The organism is Collinsella sp. AM36-4AA, from assembly GCF_003467795.1.
GTDB lineage: Bacteria > Actinomycetota > Coriobacteriia > Coriobacteriales > Coriobacteriaceae > Collinsella.
Map to the genome: position 1 here is coordinate 1 of NZ_QSHS01000002.1, position 20,320 is coordinate 20,320.

22 protein-coding genes and 1 pseudogene are annotated in these 20,320 nt (G+C 57.3%); 9 read left to right on the forward strand and 14 right to left on the reverse strand.

The window, feature by feature from the left end; genetic code table 11:
• From DW850_RS01210 to DW850_RS01220, 3 genes and pseudogenes are all read right to left on the reverse strand, one after another.
• A pseudogene (locus DW850_RS01210) lies at nt 1-314 on the reverse strand (hypothetical protein); the annotation flags it as partial.
• Complete coding sequence (locus DW850_RS01215; protein ID WP_117786021.1) at nt 314-1,084, reverse strand: hypothetical protein; 771 nt, start codon at nt 1,082-1,084, stop codon at nt 314-316. The gene DW850_RS01215 and the pseudogene DW850_RS01210, both read right to left, overlap by 1 nt.
• Entirely contained in the window at nt 1,081-1,809 is a 729-nt protein-coding gene (locus DW850_RS01220; RefSeq protein ID WP_055250122.1) for a lantibiotic protection ABC transporter ATP-binding protein, read from the reverse strand. The genes DW850_RS01215 and DW850_RS01220 overlap by 4 nt, the downstream gene beginning before the upstream one ends.
• Before the next feature lie 396 nt (nt 1,810-2,205).
• Between DW850_RS01220 and DW850_RS01225 the strand changes: the two genes are divergently transcribed.
• The 6 genes from DW850_RS01225 (at nt 2,206) to DW850_RS01250 (ending at nt 7,051) form a co-directional block, all read left to right on the forward strand.
• A complete protein-coding gene (locus tag DW850_RS01225; protein ID WP_117786022.1) occupies nt 2,206-2,910 on the forward strand; it encodes a CDP-alcohol phosphatidyltransferase family protein in 705 nt (234 codons plus the stop codon).
• Between the two features lie 66 nt (nt 2,911-2,976).
• The gene (locus DW850_RS01230) at nt 2,977-3,411 is read left to right on the forward strand and encodes an FHA domain-containing protein (RefSeq protein ID WP_006236002.1); all 435 of its coding nucleotides are present in this window, start codon (nt 2,977-2,979) and stop codon (nt 3,409-3,411) included.
• A gap of 3 nt (nt 3,412-3,414) precedes the next feature.
• Nucleotides 3,415-4,293, forward strand: a complete 879-nt coding sequence (locus DW850_RS01235; RefSeq protein WP_117786023.1) for a MerR family transcriptional regulator — start codon at nt 3,415-3,417, stop codon at nt 4,291-4,293.
• 40 nt (nt 4,294-4,333) lie between these two features.
• Complete coding sequence (locus tag DW850_RS01240) at nt 4,334-4,864, forward strand: adenine phosphoribosyltransferase (protein WP_089573365.1); 531 nt, start codon at nt 4,334-4,336, stop codon at nt 4,862-4,864.
• 32 nt (nt 4,865-4,896) lie between these two features.
• On the forward strand, nt 4,897-6,009 hold the full coding sequence (locus DW850_RS01245; protein WP_117786024.1) for an NlpC/P60 family protein: 1,113 nt from the start codon (nt 4,897-4,899) through the stop codon (nt 6,007-6,009).
• A 175-nt stretch (nt 6,010-6,184) separates the two neighbouring features.
• Nucleotides 6,185-7,051 carry a DegV family protein gene (locus DW850_RS01250; protein WP_117786025.1) on the forward strand — a complete coding sequence of 289 codons (867 nt, stop codon included), beginning with the start codon at nt 6,185-6,187 and terminating at the stop codon, nt 7,049-7,051.
• 73 nt (nt 7,052-7,124) lie between these two features.
• On the opposite strand, the gene DW850_RS01255 is transcribed toward DW850_RS01250, so the two are convergent.
• Together DW850_RS01255 and DW850_RS01260 are read right to left on the reverse strand one after the other, a co-directional pair.
• Nucleotides 7,125-7,736: a DUF1836 domain-containing protein gene (locus DW850_RS01255; RefSeq protein WP_199575458.1), complete on the reverse strand. Its 612-nt coding sequence runs from the start codon at nt 7,734-7,736 to the stop codon at nt 7,125-7,127.
• 216 nt (nt 7,737-7,952) lie between these two features.
• Nucleotides 7,953-8,891 carry an NAD(P)/FAD-dependent oxidoreductase gene (locus DW850_RS01260; RefSeq protein ID WP_117786026.1) on the reverse strand — a complete coding sequence of 313 codons (939 nt, stop codon included), beginning with the start codon at nt 8,889-8,891 and terminating at the stop codon, nt 7,953-7,955.
• Between the two features lie 118 nt (nt 8,892-9,009).
• Here DW850_RS01260 and DW850_RS01265 point away from each other — a divergent pair, with 118 nt between their 5' ends.
• A complete protein-coding gene (locus DW850_RS01265; RefSeq protein ID WP_117786027.1) occupies nt 9,010-10,311 on the forward strand; it encodes a glycosyltransferase in 1,302 nt (433 codons plus the stop codon).
• Nucleotides 10,312-10,704: 393 nt separating this feature from the next.
• On the opposite strand, the gene dut is transcribed toward DW850_RS01265, so the two are convergent.
• The 3 genes from dut to DW850_RS01280 are packed head-to-tail and all read right to left on the reverse strand — an operon-like array spanning nt 10,705 to nt 12,097.
• Nucleotides 10,705-11,148, reverse strand: coding sequence for a dUTP diphosphatase (gene dut, locus DW850_RS01270; RefSeq protein ID WP_117635235.1), 444 nt, complete (start codon nt 11,146-11,148; stop codon nt 10,705-10,707).
• A 4-nt stretch (nt 11,149-11,152) separates the two neighbouring features.
• Entirely contained in the window at nt 11,153-11,596 is a 444-nt protein-coding gene (gene nrdR / locus DW850_RS01275; RefSeq protein WP_022093781.1) for a transcriptional regulator NrdR, read from the reverse strand.
• Nucleotides 11,597-11,647: 51 nt separating this feature from the next.
• Nucleotides 11,648-12,097: a LysM peptidoglycan-binding domain-containing protein gene (locus DW850_RS01280; RefSeq protein WP_158565204.1), complete on the reverse strand. Its 450-nt coding sequence runs from the start codon at nt 12,095-12,097 to the stop codon at nt 11,648-11,650.
• Nucleotides 12,098-12,260: 163 nt separating this feature from the next.
• Here DW850_RS01280 and lexA point away from each other — a divergent pair, with 163 nt between their 5' ends.
• The gene (gene lexA, locus DW850_RS01285) at nt 12,261-12,905 is read left to right on the forward strand and encodes a transcriptional repressor LexA (protein ID WP_040359862.1); all 645 of its coding nucleotides are present in this window, start codon (nt 12,261-12,263) and stop codon (nt 12,903-12,905) included.
• The gene (locus tag DW850_RS01290; RefSeq protein ID WP_089573371.1) at nt 12,905-13,609 is read left to right on the forward strand and encodes a heparan-alpha-glucosaminide N-acetyltransferase; all 705 of its coding nucleotides are present in this window, start codon (nt 12,905-12,907) and stop codon (nt 13,607-13,609) included. The genes lexA and DW850_RS01290 overlap by 1 nt, the downstream gene beginning before the upstream one ends.
• On the opposite strand, the gene hflX is transcribed toward DW850_RS01290, so the two are convergent.
• The 6 genes from hflX to rny all read right to left on the reverse strand — a co-directional run bounded on the left by hflX (nt 13,594) and on the right by rny (nt 20,265).
• Nucleotides 13,594-14,883, reverse strand: a complete 1,290-nt coding sequence (gene hflX, locus DW850_RS01295; protein ID WP_117786028.1) for a GTPase HflX — start codon at nt 14,881-14,883, stop codon at nt 13,594-13,596. The genes DW850_RS01290 and hflX overlap by 16 nt on opposite strands.
• Nucleotides 14,883-15,821 (reverse strand): tRNA (adenosine(37)-N6)-dimethylallyltransferase MiaA, encoded by a 939-nt coding sequence (gene miaA / locus DW850_RS01300; RefSeq protein ID WP_117786029.1) that lies wholly within the window; start codon nt 15,819-15,821, stop codon nt 14,883-14,885. The genes hflX and miaA overlap by 1 nt, the downstream gene beginning before the upstream one ends.
• On the reverse strand, nt 15,821-17,191 hold the full coding sequence (gene miaB / locus DW850_RS01305; protein ID WP_117786030.1) for a tRNA (N6-isopentenyl adenosine(37)-C2)-methylthiotransferase MiaB: 1,371 nt from the start codon (nt 17,189-17,191) through the stop codon (nt 15,821-15,823). The genes miaA and miaB overlap by 1 nt, the downstream gene beginning before the upstream one ends.
• 44 nt (nt 17,192-17,235) lie before the next feature.
• Nucleotides 17,236-17,553: a stage V sporulation protein S gene (locus DW850_RS01310; protein ID WP_117786031.1), complete on the reverse strand. Its 318-nt coding sequence runs from the start codon at nt 17,551-17,553 to the stop codon at nt 17,236-17,238.
• A 74-nt stretch (nt 17,554-17,627) separates the two neighbouring features.
• Nucleotides 17,628-18,713 carry an ATP-binding protein gene (locus DW850_RS01315; protein WP_117786032.1) on the reverse strand — a complete coding sequence of 362 codons (1,086 nt, stop codon included), beginning with the start codon at nt 18,711-18,713 and terminating at the stop codon, nt 17,628-17,630.
• Nucleotide 18,714: 1 nt separating this feature from the next.
• The gene (gene rny / locus DW850_RS01320) at nt 18,715-20,265 is read right to left on the reverse strand and encodes a ribonuclease Y (RefSeq protein WP_117786033.1); all 1,551 of its coding nucleotides are present in this window, start codon (nt 20,263-20,265) and stop codon (nt 18,715-18,717) included.
• Nucleotides 20,266-20,320 lie beyond the last annotated feature (55 nt).

A 20,320-nucleotide genomic window follows, 5' to 3' on the forward strand; every position in this document is an offset into this window, starting at 1 on the left:
GCGCGTCCGCGCGAGGGGACCGCCGTAAGGTTGGCGAGGCGCCCGGCAGCGCGCTCCTCGTCCACGGCGAGCCCGCAGACGATGGCGGACATGAGCGGCATGAGGGCGCCGAGGAACTGGGCGTAGGCGTCCGCGCCCAGCGCCGGGTCCCATCGGGCTACTGAGAAGTACTCGCCGCAGGCAAGACCGGCTGCCAGGCCGCAGACGAGGTGCACCGCCGTGAGCGGGGAGCGTGCCAGGCGCAGGGCCTCGGAGAGCAGGGCCCGCGAGAGAGTCATGCGCGGCGTCGGGTCGGATAGTCGCGTCACGGCCATCACCTCTCCTCGGAGCGCGCGAACCAGGCCGCGCCCGCCGCCGTGAGCGCGGCGAACGCGAGCGCGCAGACCGCAAGGCCCGCCAGCGTGAGCATGCCATCCGCCGCGAGCGCCCCGCCGAGCGCCATGTCCGCCGCGAGTGGCTCGCCGCTCGGCAGCACGGGGATGAAGCTCGTGGGGATGACCATGCTCGCCGAAGGCGGAAAGAGCTGCGGCAGCGGCACTAACGACCAGGCGAACCCACCCACGAGTTGCGCGGCGAGCGGGCAGAAGATGCCCGCGAGCATGCCGAGCCGCGCCGTGAGGAAGAGCCCTGCGGGGATCATCCACGCCGCGGTCACCGTGTTGACGAGCGCGCAGAGGAGCATCGTGAGCGTGCCCGCGGCCGTGAGGCCCTGCGAGGAGAACGCCGATCCCGCGAGGTAGATGCCGAAGACCACGAGGTTCGAGAGCGTGCAGAGCGCGAGGCACCAGAGCGCCTTGGCCCACCAGGCGCGCCCGAGCGGGAAGCCCAGGCCCAAAAGCCCCCGCATCCGCGTGCGAGCGTCCGCCCGCGCGACGCACGCCACCACGAGCGAGAGACACACGGGCAGGAAGAGCGCGTACCAGTAGTTCCACGCGCTGAAGATCTGCACGCCCCGGTAGGGCATCGCGCCGAGCAGCGGCATCGGCAGCGCCATGAGCACGGCCAGGCGAACCGGTGCCGCGTGGCGCGACTTCAGGGCCTCGGCGCGCAAGCCCGCGAGCAGGCCGCCTTTCTCGCCTGTCATGCCGCCACCTCCCCGCGCGCTCGTCGCCCTTCCCGGCAGAAGCTCATGAAGAGTTCCTCGAGGTCCTGCCCGGGCCGAAGCGCATCCTCGTAGGCGAGGCGCCCCCCGCAGATGATGCCGATGGTGTCCGCCATCTGCTGCACCTCGGAGAGGATGTGGCTCGAGACGATCACCGTCGTACCCGCCGCCGCGAAGCCGCGGATCTGGTCGCGCAGCTCCTCGATGCCGATGGGGTCGAGACCGTTGGTGGGCTCATCGAGCACGAGCAGGCGTGGCCGGGCGATCAGCGCCAGCGCGAGCCCCAGGCGCTGCCGCATGCCCATCGAGAAGCGCCCGGCGCGCTTCTTCCCGGTGTCCGCGAGGTCCACGGCGGCGAGCACCTCATCTATGCGGCTCTCGGGAAGGCCCAGCAGCGTGGTGCGCACGCGCAAGTTCTCGCGCGCGGTGAGGTTGGGGTAGAGCGGCGCCTCCTCGATGAGGCTGCCGATTGCGTAGAGGTCCTCGCGGCGCCAGGCGTGCCCGGCAAAGAGGATCTCCCCGGCCGTCGGCCGCAGCATCCCGCAGATCATCTTGAGCGTTGTCGACTTGCCGGCGCCGTTGGGGCCGAGCAGCCCGTACACCTCGCCCTCGCGGATATGAAGGCTCACGTCGGCCACGGCGTCCTGCGCCTGGTCGCCGCGGCCGAAGCGCTTGGTGAGCCCGCGCGTCTCGAGCATGTAACCCATGGGTTTATCCTTTCTCTTCCGGGCGCGCGGGCCGAGCCACCGTGCCCGCGCGCCTTACCTTTCGGGTTCACCATCCATGGTGGGGCGCGTTTCTAACGAAGCCGTAACGGCCGTTGGGTTCTTTTGGCGCTAGCCCTTCTCGACCCGCACATCATGATTAATTTGCTTAAGGCAACAACTTTCCCGATCGATGTAATCACCGAATCAAAACGTGTACATAAGCCATCAAAGATGCCGAAAAATGTCATATTTGGAGGCTGATGTACACAAATGCAGAATCCCGCACAACCCAGAAGCACCCTCCATATGTCTGGACTCTCTATGCTTACGCTGGATAGACATCGCCAGAACGGGTATAGTATCGAAAGTTTTGTCGTTTACCAGCGGGGGAGTCCTGTGGGCATCAAGAAGAAGATCAAAAAGGAGCTTATCGGCACTTCCGATTACCCGTCGAATAAGATCTTTACGATCTCCAATTTCATCACCTTTACGCGCCTGATCCTCACGCTCGTCTTCCTGTACCTGTTTGTGACGGACAACAACCGTGTCGTCGCCATTGTCATCTATGCCATCGCGGCCTCCACCGACTGGATGGACGGTCAGATTGCCCGCATGACCAAAACGGTCTCATGGCTCGGCAAGGTTATGGATCCCATCTGTGACCGTGCGCTGCTGTTTACCGGCGTGCTAGGTCTCGTGGTCCGCGGCGAGCTTCCCATCTGGGTCTGCGTGCTCATTATCGGCCGCGATATCTACCTGGGCATCGGCACGCTCATCGTGCGCCATTATCACCGTCGTCCCATTGACGTCGTCTTTCCCGGCAAGATTGCCACGGCGCTGCTCATGACCGGCTTCTCGCTTATGCTGCTTGGGTTCCCCGTCGTGGACGGCTGGCATCTGCTGCCTGCCACGTACACGGCATTCCCGGGCCTCAACGGCAGCTCGGTGCCCCTCGGCATCTTCTTTGTGTACGGCGGCGTCATCTTCTCCATGCTCACCGCTGTCATCTATTCCATTAAGGGCGGAGTGGCCATTAAACAGGCTCTCGCGCATCCCGAGGACGAGGACATCGACTTTCTGAACCCCGAAATCGAAGACTGATTCGTTGGGGTATGATTACGTACGGTTCATTATTTGCGGCACGTCCGCGATAAGTTAGGGGTTGTCATGGACAACATGGTTAACAATATGCCTCAGAATGATAAGACTGCTGACGCTACCTGCGTATTCCGCGTGCCTTCAAGCGACGTCACCGTTCCCGACCTCATGGCCAACGTGCGCATCACCGCCCCCGTTCTGTCCATCGTCAAGGGTCCGCAGACTGGTGCCGCCTTTGAGCTCGAGGACGACGTGACCACCATCGGCCGCGATCCTGCGAACGGCATCTTCCTCAATGACATGACCGTATCGCGCAGCCACGCGCGCATTATCCGCGAGGGCCTCGGCGCTCGCATCGAGGACTTGGGCTCGCTCAATGGCACCTGGGTCGACGGTGCCATCGTCAATGCAGCCCCGCTGCACGACGGTTCTTCCGTCCAGATCGGTACGTTTACGCTCATCTACCACGAGAGCACGCCGGAGCGCATCGAAACCGGTGAGTAGGGCATGGCCGAACGCAACTATCTGAGTATCGGCCAAGTCGTCAACCTACTTCGAGGCGCATACCCCGATCTTTCGAACTCAAAAATTAGATTTCTAGAAGATGAGGGGCTCATTACCCCTCATCGTACGCCTAAGGGATACCGTCAGTACTCTAAGGAGGACGTTGATCGCCTGGAGGTCATTCTGCATTTGCAGAAGACCCGCTACATGCCGCTCAACGTGATTAAGCAGCGCTTGGAAAACGCCACGGACCTGTCAACGCTCGCCTACGAGGTGGGCTTGCTGTCCGATGTTCCGCTCAAGACGGAGCCCAAGGAGACTAAGCAAAAGCTGCATCCCATTGAGACCATTCCCGATATGCTGGGCGTCGAGATTTCGTTTATCCGCTCGCTCGCCGAGAACGACCTCATTCGCATCATCAAGAGTCCGCAGAATCGTGAGCTCGTCGATGGTCGCGATTTTCCAATCATCCGCTACTGCTCCGAGCTGTCACGCTTCCATATCGAGCCCCGCAACCTGCGTCAGTACGTGTCTTCCGCCAACCGCGAGTCCTCGATGTTTGAGCAGGTGCTCGTGAGCATGCTCGGAATGGATACCTCCGATGACAAGCGCGACGCCAAGCTCGAGCGTGCGTTTAAGAAGCTTCACGACCTGACCGAGGGTGTGCACACTGCGCTGCTCAAGAACCGCGTTTTTGAGTCGCTCAATGCCGTGGTCGAGGACGCCGACATCGATGCACTCGATGAGGAAATCACTCGCTCCGAGTCCACCAAAGCCAAAAACGAAGAGATAGCCACGCCGGCTTCGCACGAGGATTCTCTCGTAAAGCCGCTCAAGGTCGTCGCCCCTTCGCACTCCGGCACCGCCACGGCGGGCAAATAACCGCTGCCGCTTATCCGGCAACCCATTGAAAGGTCATGCAATGTACGACTTCGAATCTCAAATCGTCGACATCCCCGACTATCCCGAGCCCGGAGTCATCTTTAAAGACATCACGCCGCTCTTTGGCAATCCCGAGGCGCTCAAAGCCATGACCGATACCCTCGCCGAGCACTTTGCCGGCATGGGAATCACCAAGGTCGTGGGTCCCGAGGCTCGCGGCTTTATGGTTGGCGTACCGGTGGCTGTAGCCCTTGGCGCCGGCTTTGTTCCCGCACGTAAACCGGGCAAGTTGCCGCGCGAGACCGTAAGCCAGAGCTACGAGCTCGAGTACGGCACCGATTCAATTGAGATCCATGCCGACGCTATCAGCTCTAAAGATACCGTGTTGATTCTGGACGACTTGGTCGCGACGGGCGGAACCGTCGAGGCAACAGGTAAACTGGTGCGAGATATGGGCGCAAAGCTTATCGGTTACGGTTGTATACTTGAGCTTGCGTTTCTCAACCCGCGCGAGAAGCTCACGCCGTCTGATGACGATGTGGAGCTCTTTAGCCTGGTGACGGTAGACTAGCCATTACCCTTAGTTACTGGAAAGGAAGCTACATGCGCACAGCAAACACGCACAAAAACATGGCACGCTGCGCTGCTACGGCAACCCTCGCTTGTGTTTTGGGCTTGGGCCTCGCGGCTCCTGCCTACGCCGATACCGCATCCGACCTTGCCGCTGCTCGTACCAAGCTCGAGCAGATCGGCACGCAAACCCAGCAAATTCATGAAGAACTCTCCGCACAGACGCAGGCGCTTGATCAGACTGCAGGCGAGATCACGCAAAAGCAGCAAGAGATCGCCGAAGGCCAGGCCAAGCTCTCGACCTATGTCGCCGGCGAGTACAAAACCGGCGGTCTGAGCCTGCTTCAGGTTTTGACGGGTGTCGATGATCTGAGCGATATGCTCAACCGTCTGTTCTACTACGGCAAAGTTTCCGATAAGCAAGCTCAGACCATTCAAGAGGTCAAGGAGCTTAAGCAGCAGCTCACCGATAAGCAGGCCGAGCAGGAGAAGAACGTCGCCGCGACGCAAAAGAAGGTCGACGAGCTCAATGCCCAGCAGGCTGAGGCTCAGAGTGTCGTGAACTCCCTGGATTCGCAGCTGCAGGCCGAGCTCGCTGCCGAGGCCGAGGCCAACGCTGCGCTGCAGGCTGGCATTAATGCTAGCACCGCCGAAAAGGCCACGGTGAGCAACGACACCGCCGGTACGACCGAGAACACCAACAATGGTGGCCAGACCAACAATAACAACAACCAGGGCGGCAACACGCCGGCTCCCGCACCGCAGCCTGCCCCCACGCCCGCTCCGGCTCCCACGCCTTCGGCACCGAGTCAGTCTGTTGATGGTGGCTCCGTTGTTTCGCGCGCCTACAGCAAGCTCGGCTATGCGTATTCTTGGGGCGGCATTGGACCGAACAGCTTTGACTGCTCCGGTTTTGTAAGCTATTGCCTCACGGGACGCTACTGCCGTCTGGGCACCACGGTCGACTTCATGGGTTGGACCCGTGTGTCCGATCCGCAACCCGGCGATGTTGTGGTTAACTCCTACCATACCGGCATTTATATCGGTAATGGTCAGATGATCCATGCTTCCGACTACAAAACGGGCGTCATCATCAGCTCCGTTGCCGCCGGCATGAACAACAACTATATCTTCGTGCGCTACTAAGTCACTCTGTATAGCAAACGAAGGTGAACCTCGTGGCCTTTGAGCTGCGAGGTTCATTTATTTATGACCGTGCTCCATACATGATCCTAATGTGCTAGTTTTCAATACTAGATGCACGCTTCATCGGTGAGCAATATAGCTATAATGATTGAGAAGCATATAGAAAGGACCCTCTATGAGCTGGGCACTTATCTCCGATTCGAGCTGCAATCTCCGCGATTGGAACCCGACCGCGCCCCATACCACCTTTGCATTTGCACCCCTCAAAATACGAGTGGGGGAGCGCGATTTCGTCGATGACCTCACGCTCGACGTTCACGAACTCAATTGCGCCGTGCAGGCGGAGTCGAGCGCTTCTTCGAGCGCCTGTCCGAGCGTAGGCGAGTGGACCGAACTCTTTAGACTTGCCGACAAGATGATTTGCATGCCCATCTCGGAGGGCGTATCGGGGAGCTATAACGCCGCCGCCACGGCACGCGATATGGTTCTTGCCGAGGAACCGGACCGACAGATCCATCTGGTCAATTCACGCGCAGCCGGCGGCAAAATGGACCTGATTTTTTTGCTGTTCGACCGCTATCTCGCAAGCAATCCAGACGTTTCATTTGAGGAAGCCTGTGGCTATTTTGATGAGCTGGAACAGAACAGCAAGATCCTATTTAGCCTGTGCAATTACGAAAACCTTGCGAAGGCCGGACGTATCCCCAAGGCGGCCGGCGTTATTGCCAATAAACTCAACATTCGAGTTTTAGGCACGGCAAGCGAGGCGGGGGAGATTAAGCTCGTTGGTCACACCCGTGGCGAAAAGAAGATGCTTGGCAAGATTGTCGACACCATGGAGGCCGAGGGCTTTACCGGCGGCGAGGTTGTCATCGACCATGTCGAAAATGAGGCGGGCGCCCAGGCACTTGCAAGCCGCATTGTAGAGCATTGGCCTGGCTCCAAGACCATTATCATGCCCTGCAATGGACTGGATTCATACTATGCCGAGATGCACGGTCTTATTATCGGCTACGGCATGGGCGTGGCTTCGGGTCGATAATGTCCAAATAAACAAACGTGCAGGCGGGACAAAGTGTCTGATGGCTCTTTGTCCCGCCCGTCCTGTACGTCGGCTAGCTATTAAACCCATTGAACTTTAGGTAGCTCATTAGATACGCCTTCGATACAAAAGACGATACCGCGCTGCGAACGAGCAGCGACTCGCGTGTGACCTGATGAGCTGTATCGGGTACAGGAACCTGCTCAATTGAAAAAGCCGCACGAATCGATGCCTCGAGCTGATCAATCACATAATCAAAGGCGGTCGGTGCATCGTAGCTCAGGCGCTGAATGTTAAAGAGCGCCTGAACCGCAGCGATGGGCAGCACCTGCTTAAAGATACAAATGGCGATGAGACGCGCAATCTGCTCACGGCCATATTGCTTTTTTACCGGAGCAGGTACCAGACCGATCTTCACGTAGTTGTTGATCATGGAGGGCGTAATAACGGGCTGGTCCAAACAAATCGAAAGCGGTTCCATCCACAGTTCGATGTACTCAATGACCTGATCACGGTAGAGCGTTACATTCGGCAACTGGTTATAGCGCGGCAAGCTGAGCGTATTGAGTTTGCGAACTATATCAGACTGGATAAATGCATCAGGTAGCACCGTTGGCTGAATATCCTCTGGGCTAATGCTAGCCGACGTATCGGACATAGGAATGACATGTTTAACGTGATTCATATGGTGCCTCCGTTCGTTTTCAATATTGTATTCTAGATTATCTAGTTTTGCATATCACAATGAACGGCATGATCGTCGGCTTTGGCTCGGGTCAAGCCACAGGATAGCTGGCCCATTTTTTACACAACAAAACGTCCCGCGGCAACGTTGTATCAAGCTCCTTGCCGCAGAACGTTTAAGTAACATAACAACCTTACATAAGATATATTATCGTACTTATCCGCGGAGAAACGCGTATGCGCTCGTTGCTGCTATGGCTCCGTCAGAAACGGCGGTCACAACCTGGCGTAAACGCTTGGAACGGATATCGCCGGCTGCGAATAAGCCGGGCGTACGGGTGGCCATCGAATCGTCGGTGACAATGCCGCCGTCAGGAGCCAGATCGACTAGATGCTCAACCAGCTCGGTATGCGGCAGCATCCCCGTAAAGACAAAGATGCCAAACGAGCCAGGTTCAAATGACTCGGTATGAGTCTCGCCAGATGCATTGTCCTTAAAGGTAATCGTCGTTGGCATGGCTTCGCCCGATAGCTCCACAATACTAGTTTGGTACCTAACTGTAATATTGTCCTTTGCGAGTACTTTCTGAACAACACCATCGGGCGCACGAAACTGGTCGCGGCGCAGCACGATGGTCACACTGCTGGCAATGTCGGACAGGAACAGCGCCTCTTCGCATGCCGAATTGCCACCACCGATTACAAAAACCTGCTTGCCGCGGAAAAACATGCCGTCACATGTTGCGCAATATGAAACGCCACGACCGCGATACGTATCCTCGCCTGCGAAACCTGCCGGACGCGGCGTGGCACCCATGCAAGCGATAACGCTCGAGGCCAGCGTATCGCCCATATCGTGATGCACCGTAAACAACGCTGCATCGGCATCGTAATCGATACCCGTAACCATGCTCCATGTAACCTGTGCTCCCAGGCCCTCTGCATGCTGCTGAAAACGCTCGCCAAGTTCGGCGCCACTCAGGAGCGGGAAACCCGGATAGTTCTCGACCTCATTGGTTGTGGCGATCTGCCCTCCCGACATGCCCTGCTCAATCACGGTCGTCGTCAGGTTGGCACGCGCAGCATAAATGGCGGCAGCATAGCCCGCGGGGCCGCCACCGATAATCGCAACATCGATCGGCTTATCGGTAGTCATGAAGCGTCCTTTCGTCGAAACGTTGTCGTTCTTTGCGCTCATACCCAAATTTACGTGAACGTGACACTCATGCACTACAATGATAAATCCGTATTACAAAGCTGAAGGGGAGTTATCGATGGACCAGGCGCAGACGAGTGACGACGCTCCCCTGCTCACGCACAGCACTCCCCAATCGGAGCAAACCACGCTCCTGGCTCAGCAAAAACCTCTCGTGACCATCGTGCACGCCTCCGTTGGCTCGGGCCACAAGGCCGCCGCAAATGCGATTGCGCAGGCATTCGACCTTATCCGCGGCACCAATGGCATCCCCGAGGATATTGAGATTGAAGTGCTCGATATCCTTGATTTTGGACGTATTAAATTCGACGGCAATAAGACCGCGGCTTCTTTTACGGGAGCCACGCGCCCCATTTACGACCTGACCTGGCGATATACGCTTACGGGACATCTTCTCTGGGGTGGCGGAACGGCATGGTCGCGAATTATGTTCCCCGCCTTCAACGAATATATTCGTAGCCGCAGGCCCATAGCCGTGGTTGCAACGCACATCACGGCAGCCAATGTTGCCGTGGGCGCCCGCGTAATTACGGGTATCGATTATCCGGTCATCTGCGTACCGACCGACTACGAAGTCGAGGGATGGTGGCCCCACAAGGACACCGATTTATTCTGTGTTGCCAACGAATTTATGGCCGAAACGCTGCGTCCGCGCAAGGTGCTCGAAACAAAGATTCGCATTACCGGCATTCCCATTCGCGCCGGATTCGACACGGATTACGATCGCGAGGAAGAGCTAGCTAAGTTCAACCTCCCCACCGACAAGACCGTCGTGCTGGTAATGGCCGGTGCCAGCTTGCCTCAACCGTACGTTCGCTTTCGCGCGGAGATGGACCGCACCCTCCCCTTCCTACGCAGCTTCGAAGACATGCACTTTGTCTTTTTGCCGGGCAAGGATAAGGAATACGCCGCCCGCCTCAAGACGCTCTTCGATGCCATGAAGCTCGAAAACGTCACAGTTCTGGACTACGTGAACGACATGGCGGCCCTCATGCACGGCTGCGACCTGGCAATTCTCAAATCGGGCGGACTCACCGTCACCGAGTGCCTATGCGCACATCTGCCGATGATCCTGCTGGGCAAGTCCTATGGCCAGGAAAAGGCCAACACCACCATGCTCACCGGCATGGGCGCCAGCATGCATGTCACCACCGCACGAGAACTCATCGTGACGCTGCGTCATCTCCACGATCATCCCGAGTCGCTCAAGGCACTGCTCATCAACGGCGAAGTACTACGCCGACCCCACGCAGCCGAAGACATCGCCATCGCAACCATGGAGCTCGTAGGCAAACCCCAAAAGCGCAAACGAGCCTTCTGCCGCTTCTACTGGGGCGGAAAACCCGCGCATATCCGCTAGCGTCTTTATGTCCGCTTACCTGCGGGAGGCCCCTATATATCATCCCATGCTCAAACATTCTCGCTTCGCTGCGAAACTGCGCGTGGGACGATATATAGGGGCCTCCCGCAGGTAAGCTGCGTTTACGTACTAGCAGCTATACCAGATTCCCCTCCAGTAGAATCTGCAAAGGGGAACCAGAAAATATAAATACAGTAAGTCGATGCGACAAAGGAGGTGACCCTTCATCGCATCGACTTACTAGAAAAGTAAATATTGTTTCAAGCGAGTAGCCGCCCGCCCGGGGCTTACCTATATCGTTCCACGCGCAGTTTCGCAGCGAGCGAAGCGACGCGAGAATGTTTGAGCATGGAATGATATAGGTAAGCCCCGGGCGGGAGGGATACGAGCGCCCTAGGCGATGCCGCTGGAGCCGAAGCCTCCTTTGCCTCGGTCGGTTTCGTCTAGTTCTTCTACTTCAATAAGGTTGACCGTGGGGACTTCTTGGATGACGAGTTGGGCTATGCGGTCGCCTTTGTTGATTTGGATGTCGTTGGAGGGATCCAAGTTGATAAGGATAACCTTAAGCTCACCTCGATAGTGAGCATCAATGAGGCCCGGCGTGTTGACTATAGACAGGCCCTGCTTGATGGCCAAGCCGCTGCGGGGCTGGACGAAGCCGGCGTAGCCATCGGGCAGGGCGATGGCCAGCCCCGTAGAGACCAGACGGCGTTCGAAGGGCTTCAGGACGCAGTCCTCGTTGGAGCGTAAATCCAAGCCGGCATCGGTGGGATGGGCGTATTTGGGAAGCTCGACGGTGGGGTCGAGACGCTTTATGTTGACGGAAATGTTGGACATGGAATCACCTTAGCTTGTCGAGCTCTTGCAGAAACTCATCGACGTCTTTGAAATCACGGTAGACCGAGGCAAAACGGATGTACGCAACCTTGTCGATCTTAGCCAAGCGCTTGAGCACCATGTCACCCAACTCATGGGACGTGACGGCCGTCAGCGTGCGAGAGCGAAGCTCGACCTCGATGTCATCGATAATCTCATTGAGCTTCTTAGTGTCGATATCGCGCTTGATGGTGGCGCGCATCAAGCCGACGAGCAGCTTATTGCGATCGAACCGCTGCTTGGTTCCGTCTGACTTAATGACCTCGATTGGGTCTTCGCATCGCTCGAACGTTGTAAAGCGATAGTTACACGAGCAACATTCGCGGCGGCGCTTAATGGTGTTATTTGACTCCTGCATACGGGAATCAACGACGCGGGTATGTGCCTTGCCGCATTTGGGACAGCGCATGGTACCTCCTCTTAAACGATAACAAGGGTACCATGCGCAGCGCGATAATGATTACGAACGAGCAGGAACCTTAAGATGCGCACCGGCGGCGAGCGAACCATGCTCCAGATGATTGACGTTACGGATCATGTCGGAAGTCTCTTGCGTGGAAAGGCCTTCGATTGGATATTCCTCGGCAAGCGACCAAAGAGAATCGCCAGGCTGAACGCGAATGGTCTCGTAGGTAACGTTGGAAACGGACTCGGCATACGCGGCATGACGAGCGCTAAAGACCGACGTAGCGAGGACAAAGAAGAGCGTAAGCGCAACGGCGACGGCGACAATCGTCGGAACCTTCAGGGCAACGCGGGCCGGCGCGACTACAGCCTGCTGATTGCGCGCAGGCTTTACGGTCAAAGGCTGAAAGCCGGAGCGGCCACCCTGAACAACCGTAAAAGTGGGTTCTGCAGGCGTCTCGAGCTTAAGGGCGAGGTTTCCCTGGACCATATTCGTTGCGTTCATCATGTTCTCCTCTCGCGTGTTTTGCTGAGAACAGTTTTATCAAGCCGCGCGGACAAAAATGTCTAGCGCGAGAACGAATGTTCGGTTATTATTATCTTCGAACAGTTGTTCCTGTCAAGCAAAATTCGAACATTTGTTTGACATGGGTAGAGAGGATGCCCTGATGGCTCGCAAAATTACCAAGCGTCAGCAGCAAATTTACGACTTCATCAAGGAATATCAGCAGGAGAAGGGTTATCCGCCCAGCGTGCGCGAGATGGCTTCTGCCGTGGGCCTTTCCTCCCCCAGCACCGTGCACGCCCATCTCTCTGCCCTTGAAGCGCGCGGGCTACTCAAGCGCGATGCCACCAAACCGCGCGCCCTGGAACTCTTTAACGAGGATGGTTCCTCTGTCTCAATTTCCAAATCTGACGAGCCCACCGCACCTCGCGGAACGGTCTCGCTACCGCTCGTTGGTCGTGTCGCGGCTGGGATTCCCATTCTGGCAGAGCAGAATATCGAAGACACGTTTACTATCCCGACCGAAATCGCCACTGATCAGGGTTCCTTTATCCTTGAGGTGCATGGGAGCTCAATGATCAATGTCGGCATCTTCAATGGCGATTACATCATCGTCCGTGAACAAAAGAGTGCCATGAACGGCGAAATTGTCGTGGCCATGATTGATGGTTCGGCGACCGTCAAGACGTTCTACAAGGAGCAGGGGCGTGTGCGCTTGCAGCCCGAGAACGACACCATGGAACCTATCTATGCAACGAATCCCGTTATCCTGGGCAAAGTCGTCGGCTTGATGCGCCGGTTCTCGTAATGCAAAAACGCATAACCATCTTTGATACCGTCCGCGGGTTTACGATGATTTCTATGGCAGGTTTTCACGCTTGCTATGATCTCGCCTACCTGTACGGCTGGGATATGCCTTGGTTTACCCAGACTGTCTTTCAAGACGTCTGGCGCGCCAGCATCAGCTGGGTATTTTTGTTTATCGCGGGTTGGATGTGCACGCTCTCACGCAACAATGCCAAACGAGCGGCTAAGTACGCTGCCGCAGCTTTGGTCGTCTGGATCGCAACAACGCTCGTATCGGTCGACGATTCAGTGAACTTTGGCATCATTTATTGCATGGCGGTGTGCACCGCGGTGGTTGCGTTCACCCGTCCGTTACTCCAAAAATTACCGGGCTCATGGGGCATCGCAGCGTGCCTTGTTCTTTTTGCCCTAACCTGGGGCATTCCAAAGGCGGTCTACCCACTCCCCTACCTGGCATGGCTTGGATTCCCAGGCCCGGGTTTTGTTTCGGGAGATTACTATCCGCTCATACCGTTTGTCTTTATGTACCTTACCGGCTTTTTTGCTGCCCAGGCAGCACAAGCATCAAGTCTCGAAGCGCCAGCATGGGCATACGCCAATCCTATCCCGGCGCTCGCAGTCCTGGGTCGGCATGCCTTACCGTTCTACCTGCTCCATCAGCCAGTCATTCTAGGCGTGCTAGAAATCGTTTATTCCGTACGATAGCGCTCGAGCCGCGGTGCAATACGAGCCGGCAGTTTCGCCACAATGCGAACGCCGTCCTCGAGATATTCCTCATGCAGAAGGGTTCCCTGCTCATGCACCAGCGTGATGAGAGCGCCCTCACGATACGGGATATCAGCGGAGAGCAACACATCGGTGGCAGCTGCCTCGCGAGCAATCCGGTCGACGAGATCGTCGAGCCCTTCGCCCGTTTGAGCCGAGAACAGAACGGCCTCCGGATAGCGACGACGGAAACTCAATCGATCGACGCTATCGAGAAGATCGATTTTATTGAATACGGTAAGCGTTAAACGCTCTCCGGCGCCGATCTCATCAAGCACGCGGTCGACAGCCTCCAGCTGCCGCTCATAGTCCTCGTCAGACGCATCTACGACTTTGAGAATTAGATCGGCACCCAAAACCTCGGACAACGTCGATTTAAAGGCATCGACCAGACCATGGGGCAGCTTTTGAATAAAGCCGACGGTATCGGTAATCGTCATGCCGCGACCGCCGGGCAGACGATACGAACGCGTCGTAGGGTCGAGCGTAGCAAACAGCTTGTCCTGCGAAAGTACCGTAGAGCCGGTCAGACGATTGAGTAACGTCGATTTACCGGCATTGGTATAACCGGCTAACGCGACGCGAAACGCCGGGGACTCAATGCGACTCTTGGATTGAACATCGCGACGCTGTTCAACCTGCTTGAGCTCACGACGAAGCGCAGCGATCTTATTACGAATGAGGCGACGGTCGACCTCGAGCTGACTTTCGCCCTGACCAAAACGTGAACCGATGCCGCCGCGCGTCTGCTCCTTGGCGAGATGGCTCCACATGCCACGCAGGCGAGGCAACAAATATTGAAGCTGTGCCAGCTGTACCTGCAGGCGTCCCTCACGCGTCTGAGCATGCAGGCCAAAGATATCCAGGATCAGTGCAGTACGATCGATAATCTTTACCGGCTCGCCCACGGCTTTCTCCAAATAGGATTGCTGCGAGGGGGTCAGGTCGTCGTCAAAAATAACGACATCGGCATCCATGCGATGCACCAGGCCGCACAGCTCCTCTACCTTACCGGAACCGATAAACGATTTAGGATACGGCTTTACCAAACGCTGCGACAAGCGTGCCACGCACTGGGCACCAGCTGTGTGGGCAAGACGCTTCAGCTCATCAAGCGAGCGATCGAGCGGCCATGCATTGTCGCGCCACTCAACACCAACTAAAATGGCACGCTCGGGCTCGGGTGCCGTGGGAACAAGGGGGAAACGGGGCATTAGGCAGCCTCAATACGATGCAGGATATCCTCAACGACCTCATCGATCGTACATTCATCCATATCAAACCACACGATACGGTCATCGCGCTTAAACCACGAAAGCTGACGCTTGGCATAACGACGCGAACGCATCTTAATGAGTTCGCGAGCCTCATCCATGCTCATCACGCCATTGAAAGCATCGATGATCTCTTTATAGCCAATTGCCTGCATCGACGTCAGGGCATCACCCAGCCCCTGGCCCATAAGACCGCGGACCTCATCGACAAGACCCTGCTCAAACATCAGATCGACGCGCAGGTTAATGCGTTCATAGAGCACCTCGCGATTTCGCGTCAGGCCAAACCATAACGCATGATAATGCTCGCGCGGAAAACTAAACTGCGATTTTTGCTGCGCATAGGAAACGCCATCATCGTGCATTTCGAGCGCGCGAATCACACGGCGCACGTTATGGGGATGAATAACAGCAGCCGATTCTGGATCGCGCTCGGCAAGCAAGGCATGCAGTTCTTCCTCGCCAATACGCTCGGCAAGCTCCTGATAGCCCGCACGACGATTGTCCTCAAGTTCACCCGAGGGAAAGTCCATCTCATCGAGGGCGGCCTTGAGATACAGGCCCGTACCCCCGCAAAACACCGGAAGACGTCCTGACCCGAGCAGGCGCTCAACATGCGCGCGAGCGTCGGCCTGGTAAAGCGCTGCAGAGTACGCTACGCCCGGCTCTACGATGTCAACGAGACGCAGGGGCGCCGTGCACTCATCGGGCGTCATCTTTGCGGTGCCGATATCCATACCGCGATAGATTTGCATCGCATCACACGAAAGCACTTCAGACGAAAGGCGAGCGGCCAAACGGTCAGCGACGTCACTTTTACCAACCGCAGTCGGACCGACAATCGCAACGGCGGAAAGACCTGCCCCGGGAGAAATCATTAGCGCGGCTCACCCACAACGGAACCTGACAAATACCAAGTCTTAGCAACGTCGACGTCAACATCAACGATCTTACCAATAAGCTGGTCGATGCTATATCCCTCGGGAATGGGCGCATGAACGGTCTGATTCTTGGGGCTCTTGCCCAGCAGCACCGCATCGTTCTTTTTACTCGTACCCTCAATGAGCGCCGGCACCACGGTATGGAGCTCACCCTGGTTGTACTCGTGCGCTGTCGTCTCGATAACCTTGACCAGACGGTTAAAGCGCTCAAGGATGACCTCGTGCGGTGTGGGATCATCAATCTCGGCGGCCGGGGTACCAGCGCGCTTGGAGTAGATAAACGTGTAGGCCTGAGCATAGCGAACGGTCTCGGCAAGTGAGAGCGTCTGCTCAAAGTCTTCCTCGGTCTCGCCGGGGAAGCCAACGATAATATCGGTCGAGAGCGCAATATCGGGCATGCGGTTTCGAATGCGATCGACCAGGTCTAGATAGTCCTCACGCGTATAGCGACGGTTCATCTCTTTTAGAATGCGCGTCGAACCCGACTGAACGGCCAGGTGCAGTTGTGGCATGACGGCGGGCGTCTCGGCCATGGCGTCGATAGTCTCGGGCAGCAGGTCCTTGGGATGCGAAGACGTAAAGAAAATGCGCTCCACGCCCGTATCGCCAACGGCGCGCAGCAGGTCGGCAAAGCGCGGCTTCCCAAACAGATCGCGGCCATACGAGTTAACGTTTTGGCCCAGCAGCGTGATCTCGCGCACGCCTTGGCGCACCAGACCGGTCACCTCGTCGACAATCTCCTCGAAGGGGCGGCTCTTTTCGCGGCCGCGCACATACGGCACGATGCAATAGGTGCAGAAATTGTTGCAGCCCGTCATAATGGGCACCCAGGCGTGATACTGGGTCTCACGATGCCACGGCATGCTCATGGCATCCGTGTCCTCATGCTCATTAGTGCGGATATGACGGTTGCCATCCTGGAATGCCTCGGCAATGAGCTCAGCCACATGTGCAATGGAATGCGTGCCGAAAATGACGTTGACGTTATCGACGTTGGTAAGCAGCCCCTCACCGTCGCGCTGGGCAATACAGCCGCCTACAGCAACCACGCGCTTGCCCGAGGGCGAAGGCGGCAGGCTTTTGCAGGAATTGCATTGACCGTACAGGCGCGTATCGGCGGCCTCGCGCACGCAGCACGTCATAAAGACGACGATATCGGCATGCTCGGGATCGAGTGCCATAAGGCAGCCATATGAATCAAGCAAGCCGCTCACGCGCTCGGAATCGTGCTGATTCATCTGACAGCCAAACGTGCGGATAAAGTAGGTTTTACCGGCAAGAATTTCGCGTGCGGAACGCTGGTCCATATGCATGTGTCCTAACGATAAAGGCAAATCAAACTAAGCAAACGCTACGCCACGGGCTTAACGTCATCAACAACGACGTTATCCATGGCGGCTCGATTGATTTGATGAACGTAAATAGAGAGACGGATCGCCGTGCGAGATTCCCCATTGATGAGAATATCGGAGAACACCGGCGCGCAGGAGATATCGAAGCCCGTGGGAATCAAAAAGCCGCGCGCAATAGCCACGGCCTTAATGGCCTGATTGACGGCACCGGCGCCGACACACTGAATATTGACGGGTACGCCATCTTTGACCATGCCGGCAATGGCGCCGGCTACGGACGCGGGTGATGATTTGCTTGATACCTTCAGGCAATCCATGAAGAAACTCCTGCGTTTAAAAGTACGTTTTAACTGCAATAACTGTATCGTACCGAGCGGACTCGGTAAAGATGCTATTCCTCTTTGGCAAGATCGAACGTCACGGTGATACGATCACGTGTAACACGAATCTTAGGGTCGCCGCAGAGGTTGAGGTAATACCGAGCAGCAAGGTCGTTAAAGTCACGCTCAACGGCTCGTGAGAACTGTGCCATATCATCCTTGGCAATACGCAAGCCGCGGCGGTCCTTAGCAAGATCGACCGGAGTGGACGCACGCGAGGACGAGTCGCGCTCACGAAGGAGGCGCGCGGTCACGCCGCGAACGGGCTTAATCTGCCCAGCCAAGATACGATGGGCCGTACGCTCGGACATCTCAAGGCCAAGACCCGAACAAATACGGATAAAGTCCTCGGCATCCGATGCAAGCCCCAGTCGATCGACCACCGGAAGCTCGGCTTCGTCATCAATAAACAAAAGACGGGACGCATCGAGACGACAGGAAGCCTGCGCATGCAGCGTCGCGGCGATTTCGGACGGAGAACCCAAATAGACATCACAGGCGCGCAGTTCCTCGAGGGCAAACTCGCAGGCGGCGCGAATGATGTTGTGGGGACCGCGGGCACACACGTAATGACCGTCATCGTCCTTGACGGCCTGGGGCCAGCTGGACTGATCGGCACGCTCGCTAAGGCGGTCGGTGGCGACGCTCACCTTAAAGGCAGAGCCAAGGTCCACGTCCGACGTGACGACACGGGCCTCGTCGGTGTTCTGCTTAATTGAGAACAAAGCCATGCCTCGTCCGTGAACACCCCAGCGATCCATCTTCATGCTCTCGAGCTTAGAGGTCACACGAGCATCGAAAATGCGCTCTTGCATGTCCTGCGGCACGCCCGAACCGTTGTCCAGGAAGACGAGCGTGCGGACGCCATCTTCCTTGGTCGTGGCGAGATAGACCTTATCGGCGCCGGCATCACGAGCATTACGAAGCATTTCGATGACGATATCCTCGACATGCTGAATGTCGTGCTTTGCCTGACGCCGCTCGGCCTCCGAAACGCGGAGGCGGACATACCCCTCGCCAAGGTTTTCCTCGACGCGAAGGTTGCCCTCCCCCGACATCGACGCGATAAATGAGATGAGCTCGTTCGCGTCGCTCATGTTATTTAGCGATATCGACGGCGCGGCTCTCGCGAATCACAACAACGCGCACCTGACCGGGATACTCCATCTCTTCCTCGATCTGATGGGCGATATCGTGAGCCAAAACCGTGGACTGGGCGTCGGAAATCTTGTCCGGCTGCACCATAACGTGAACCTCGCGACCAGCCTGCATAGCATAGGTACGCTCGACACCGTCATGGGAGTTGGCGATCTCCTCGAGCTTCTCAAGACGCTTGATATAGTTCTCGGCCGACTCGCGGCGGGCACCGGGGCGAGAGGCAGAGACAGCATCGGCGGCCTGAACGAGGACATCGAGTACTGAATTAGGGTCGACGTCGGCGTGGTGGGCCTCGATGGCGTGAACGATAACGGGCTTCTCGCCATAGCGGCGGGCAAGCTCGGCGCCAATAACGGCATGCGGGCCCTCGACGTCATGATCGATTGCCTTGCCGAGGTCGTGCAGCAGACCAGCGCGCTTGGCTGTCACAACGTCCAGACCAAGCTCGGAAGCCATCACACCGCACAGGTCGGATACCTCGAGGGAGTGCTGAAGCACGTTCTGGCCAAACGAGGTGCGGTAGCGCAGAGCACCCAGGGTCTTGACGATCTCGGGGTGCAGGTCGTGGATACCGGTATCGAAGGCAGCCTGCTCGCCAGCCTCGCGCACGCGCTGCTGAACCAGGTCGGCAGCCTTGTGATACATCTCCTCGATACGGGCGGGGTGAATACGGCCGTCGGCGATGAGGTTCTCGAGAGCGACGCGGGCAGTCTCGCGACGGACGGGGTCGAAGCTCGAGAGCACTACCGTCTCGGGCGTGTCGTCGATCACGAGGTTGACGCCGGACACCTGCTCGAAGGTACGGATGTTACGGCCCTCGCGGCCGATGATGCGACCCTTCAGGTCGTCAGAAGGAATATGCACGGAGGTAACGGTGACCTCGGCGGTGTGATCGGCGGCACAGCGCTGAATCGCCAGGGAAAGAATCTCCTGGGCGGTTTTATGGCACTCCGCGCGAACTTGCTGCTCAGACTCGCGAATAATGGTGGCAGCCTCATGGGTGACCTCGCCACGCACCTTGTCGAGCAGCTCCTTATGGGCATCCTCGCGGGTAAGGTCGGCGATACGCTCGAGCTCGGAGGTCTGCTTGGCACAGAGCTCCTCAAGCTCACGGGAGCGCTTCTCGACTTGGCCGGCCTGGCTGGACAGCTGATGCTCGCGCTTATCGAGGGCATCGTTACGGCGATCGAGGGACTCCTCGCGCTGCATCACGCGATTCTCGAGCGTACGAATCTCGCTCTTACGCTGCTTGTCCTCGGCCTCGGCAGCCTGCTTATTCTTGATGATCTCTTCCTTGGCCTCAAGCAGAGCCTCTTTTTTGAGGGTCTCAGCCTGACGCTGTGCATCACCGATCAGGGACTCAGCCTGTGCATGTGCCGACTGAATCTTTTCATCGGCCTCGTGAAGACTACCCTGCTTGGCGGTGCGCATGTAGGCAATGGCGGCGACGGCACCCAAAACGATGCCAACGAGCGCTGCAATGATAGGCATGCTCACTCCTTTTTATGGATTCGTTACACAACAAAGCGAACCGTCCTTACGAACG

Bases quoted from the DNA above. Each gene is read 5' to 3' on its own strand.
- DW850_RS01215 (WP_117786021.1), bottom strand. From the start codon at position 1,084: ATGACAGGCGAGAAAGGCGGCCTGCTCGCGGGCTTGCGCGCCGAGGCC.
- DW850_RS01220 (WP_055250122.1), bottom strand. From the start codon at position 1,809: ATGGGTTACATGCTCGAGACGCGCGGGCTCACCAAGCGCTTCGGCCGC.
- DW850_RS01230 (WP_006236002.1), top strand. From the start codon at position 2,977: ATGGACAACATGGTTAACAATATGCCTCAGAATGATAAGACTGCTGAC.
- DW850_RS01235 (WP_117786023.1), top strand. From the start codon at position 3,415: ATGGCCGAACGCAACTATCTGAGTATCGGCCAAGTCGTCAACCTACTT.
- DW850_RS01240 (WP_089573365.1), top strand. From the start codon at position 4,334: ATGTACGACTTCGAATCTCAAATCGTCGACATCCCCGACTATCCCGAG.
- DW850_RS01245 (WP_117786024.1), top strand. From the start codon at position 4,897: ATGCGCACAGCAAACACGCACAAAAACATGGCACGCTGCGCTGCTACG.
- DW850_RS01250 (WP_117786025.1), top strand. From the start codon at position 6,185: ATGAGCTGGGCACTTATCTCCGATTCGAGCTGCAATCTCCGCGATTGG.
- DW850_RS01255 (WP_199575458.1), bottom strand. From the start codon at position 7,736: ATGAATCACGTTAAACATGTCATTCCTATGTCCGATACGTCGGCTAGC.
- DW850_RS01260 (WP_117786026.1), bottom strand. From the start codon at position 8,891: ATGACTACCGATAAGCCGATCGATGTTGCGATTATCGGTGGCGGCCCC.
- DW850_RS01265 (WP_117786027.1), top strand. From the start codon at position 9,010: ATGGACCAGGCGCAGACGAGTGACGACGCTCCCCTGCTCACGCACAGC.
- dut (WP_117635235.1), bottom strand. From the start codon at position 11,148: ATGTCCAACATTTCCGTCAACATAAAGCGTCTCGACCCCACCGTCGAG.
- nrdR (WP_022093781.1), bottom strand. From the start codon at position 11,596: ATGCGCTGTCCCAAATGCGGCAAGGCACATACCCGCGTCGTTGATTCC.
- DW850_RS01280 (WP_158565204.1), bottom strand. From the start codon at position 12,097: ATGAACGCAACGAATATGGTCCAGGGAAACCTCGCCCTTAAGCTCGAG.
- lexA (WP_040359862.1), top strand. From the start codon at position 12,261: ATGGCTCGCAAAATTACCAAGCGTCAGCAGCAAATTTACGACTTCATC.
- DW850_RS01290 (WP_089573371.1), top strand. From the start codon at position 12,905: ATGCAAAAACGCATAACCATCTTTGATACCGTCCGCGGGTTTACGATG.
- hflX (WP_117786028.1), bottom strand. From the start codon at position 14,883: ATGCCCCGTTTCCCCCTTGTTCCCACGGCACCCGAGCCCGAGCGTGCC.
- miaA (WP_117786029.1), bottom strand. From the start codon at position 15,821: ATGATTTCTCCCGGGGCAGGTCTTTCCGCCGTTGCGATTGTCGGTCCG.
- miaB (WP_117786030.1), bottom strand. From the start codon at position 17,191: ATGGACCAGCGTTCCGCACGCGAAATTCTTGCCGGTAAAACCTACTTT.
- DW850_RS01310 (WP_117786031.1), bottom strand. From the start codon at position 17,553: ATGGATTGCCTGAAGGTATCAAGCAAATCATCACCCGCGTCCGTAGCC.
- DW850_RS01315 (WP_117786032.1), bottom strand. From the start codon at position 18,713: ATGAGCGACGCGAACGAGCTCATCTCATTTATCGCGTCGATGTCGGGG.
- rny (WP_117786033.1), bottom strand. From the start codon at position 20,265: ATGCCTATCATTGCAGCGCTCGTTGGCATCGTTTTGGGTGCCGTCGCC.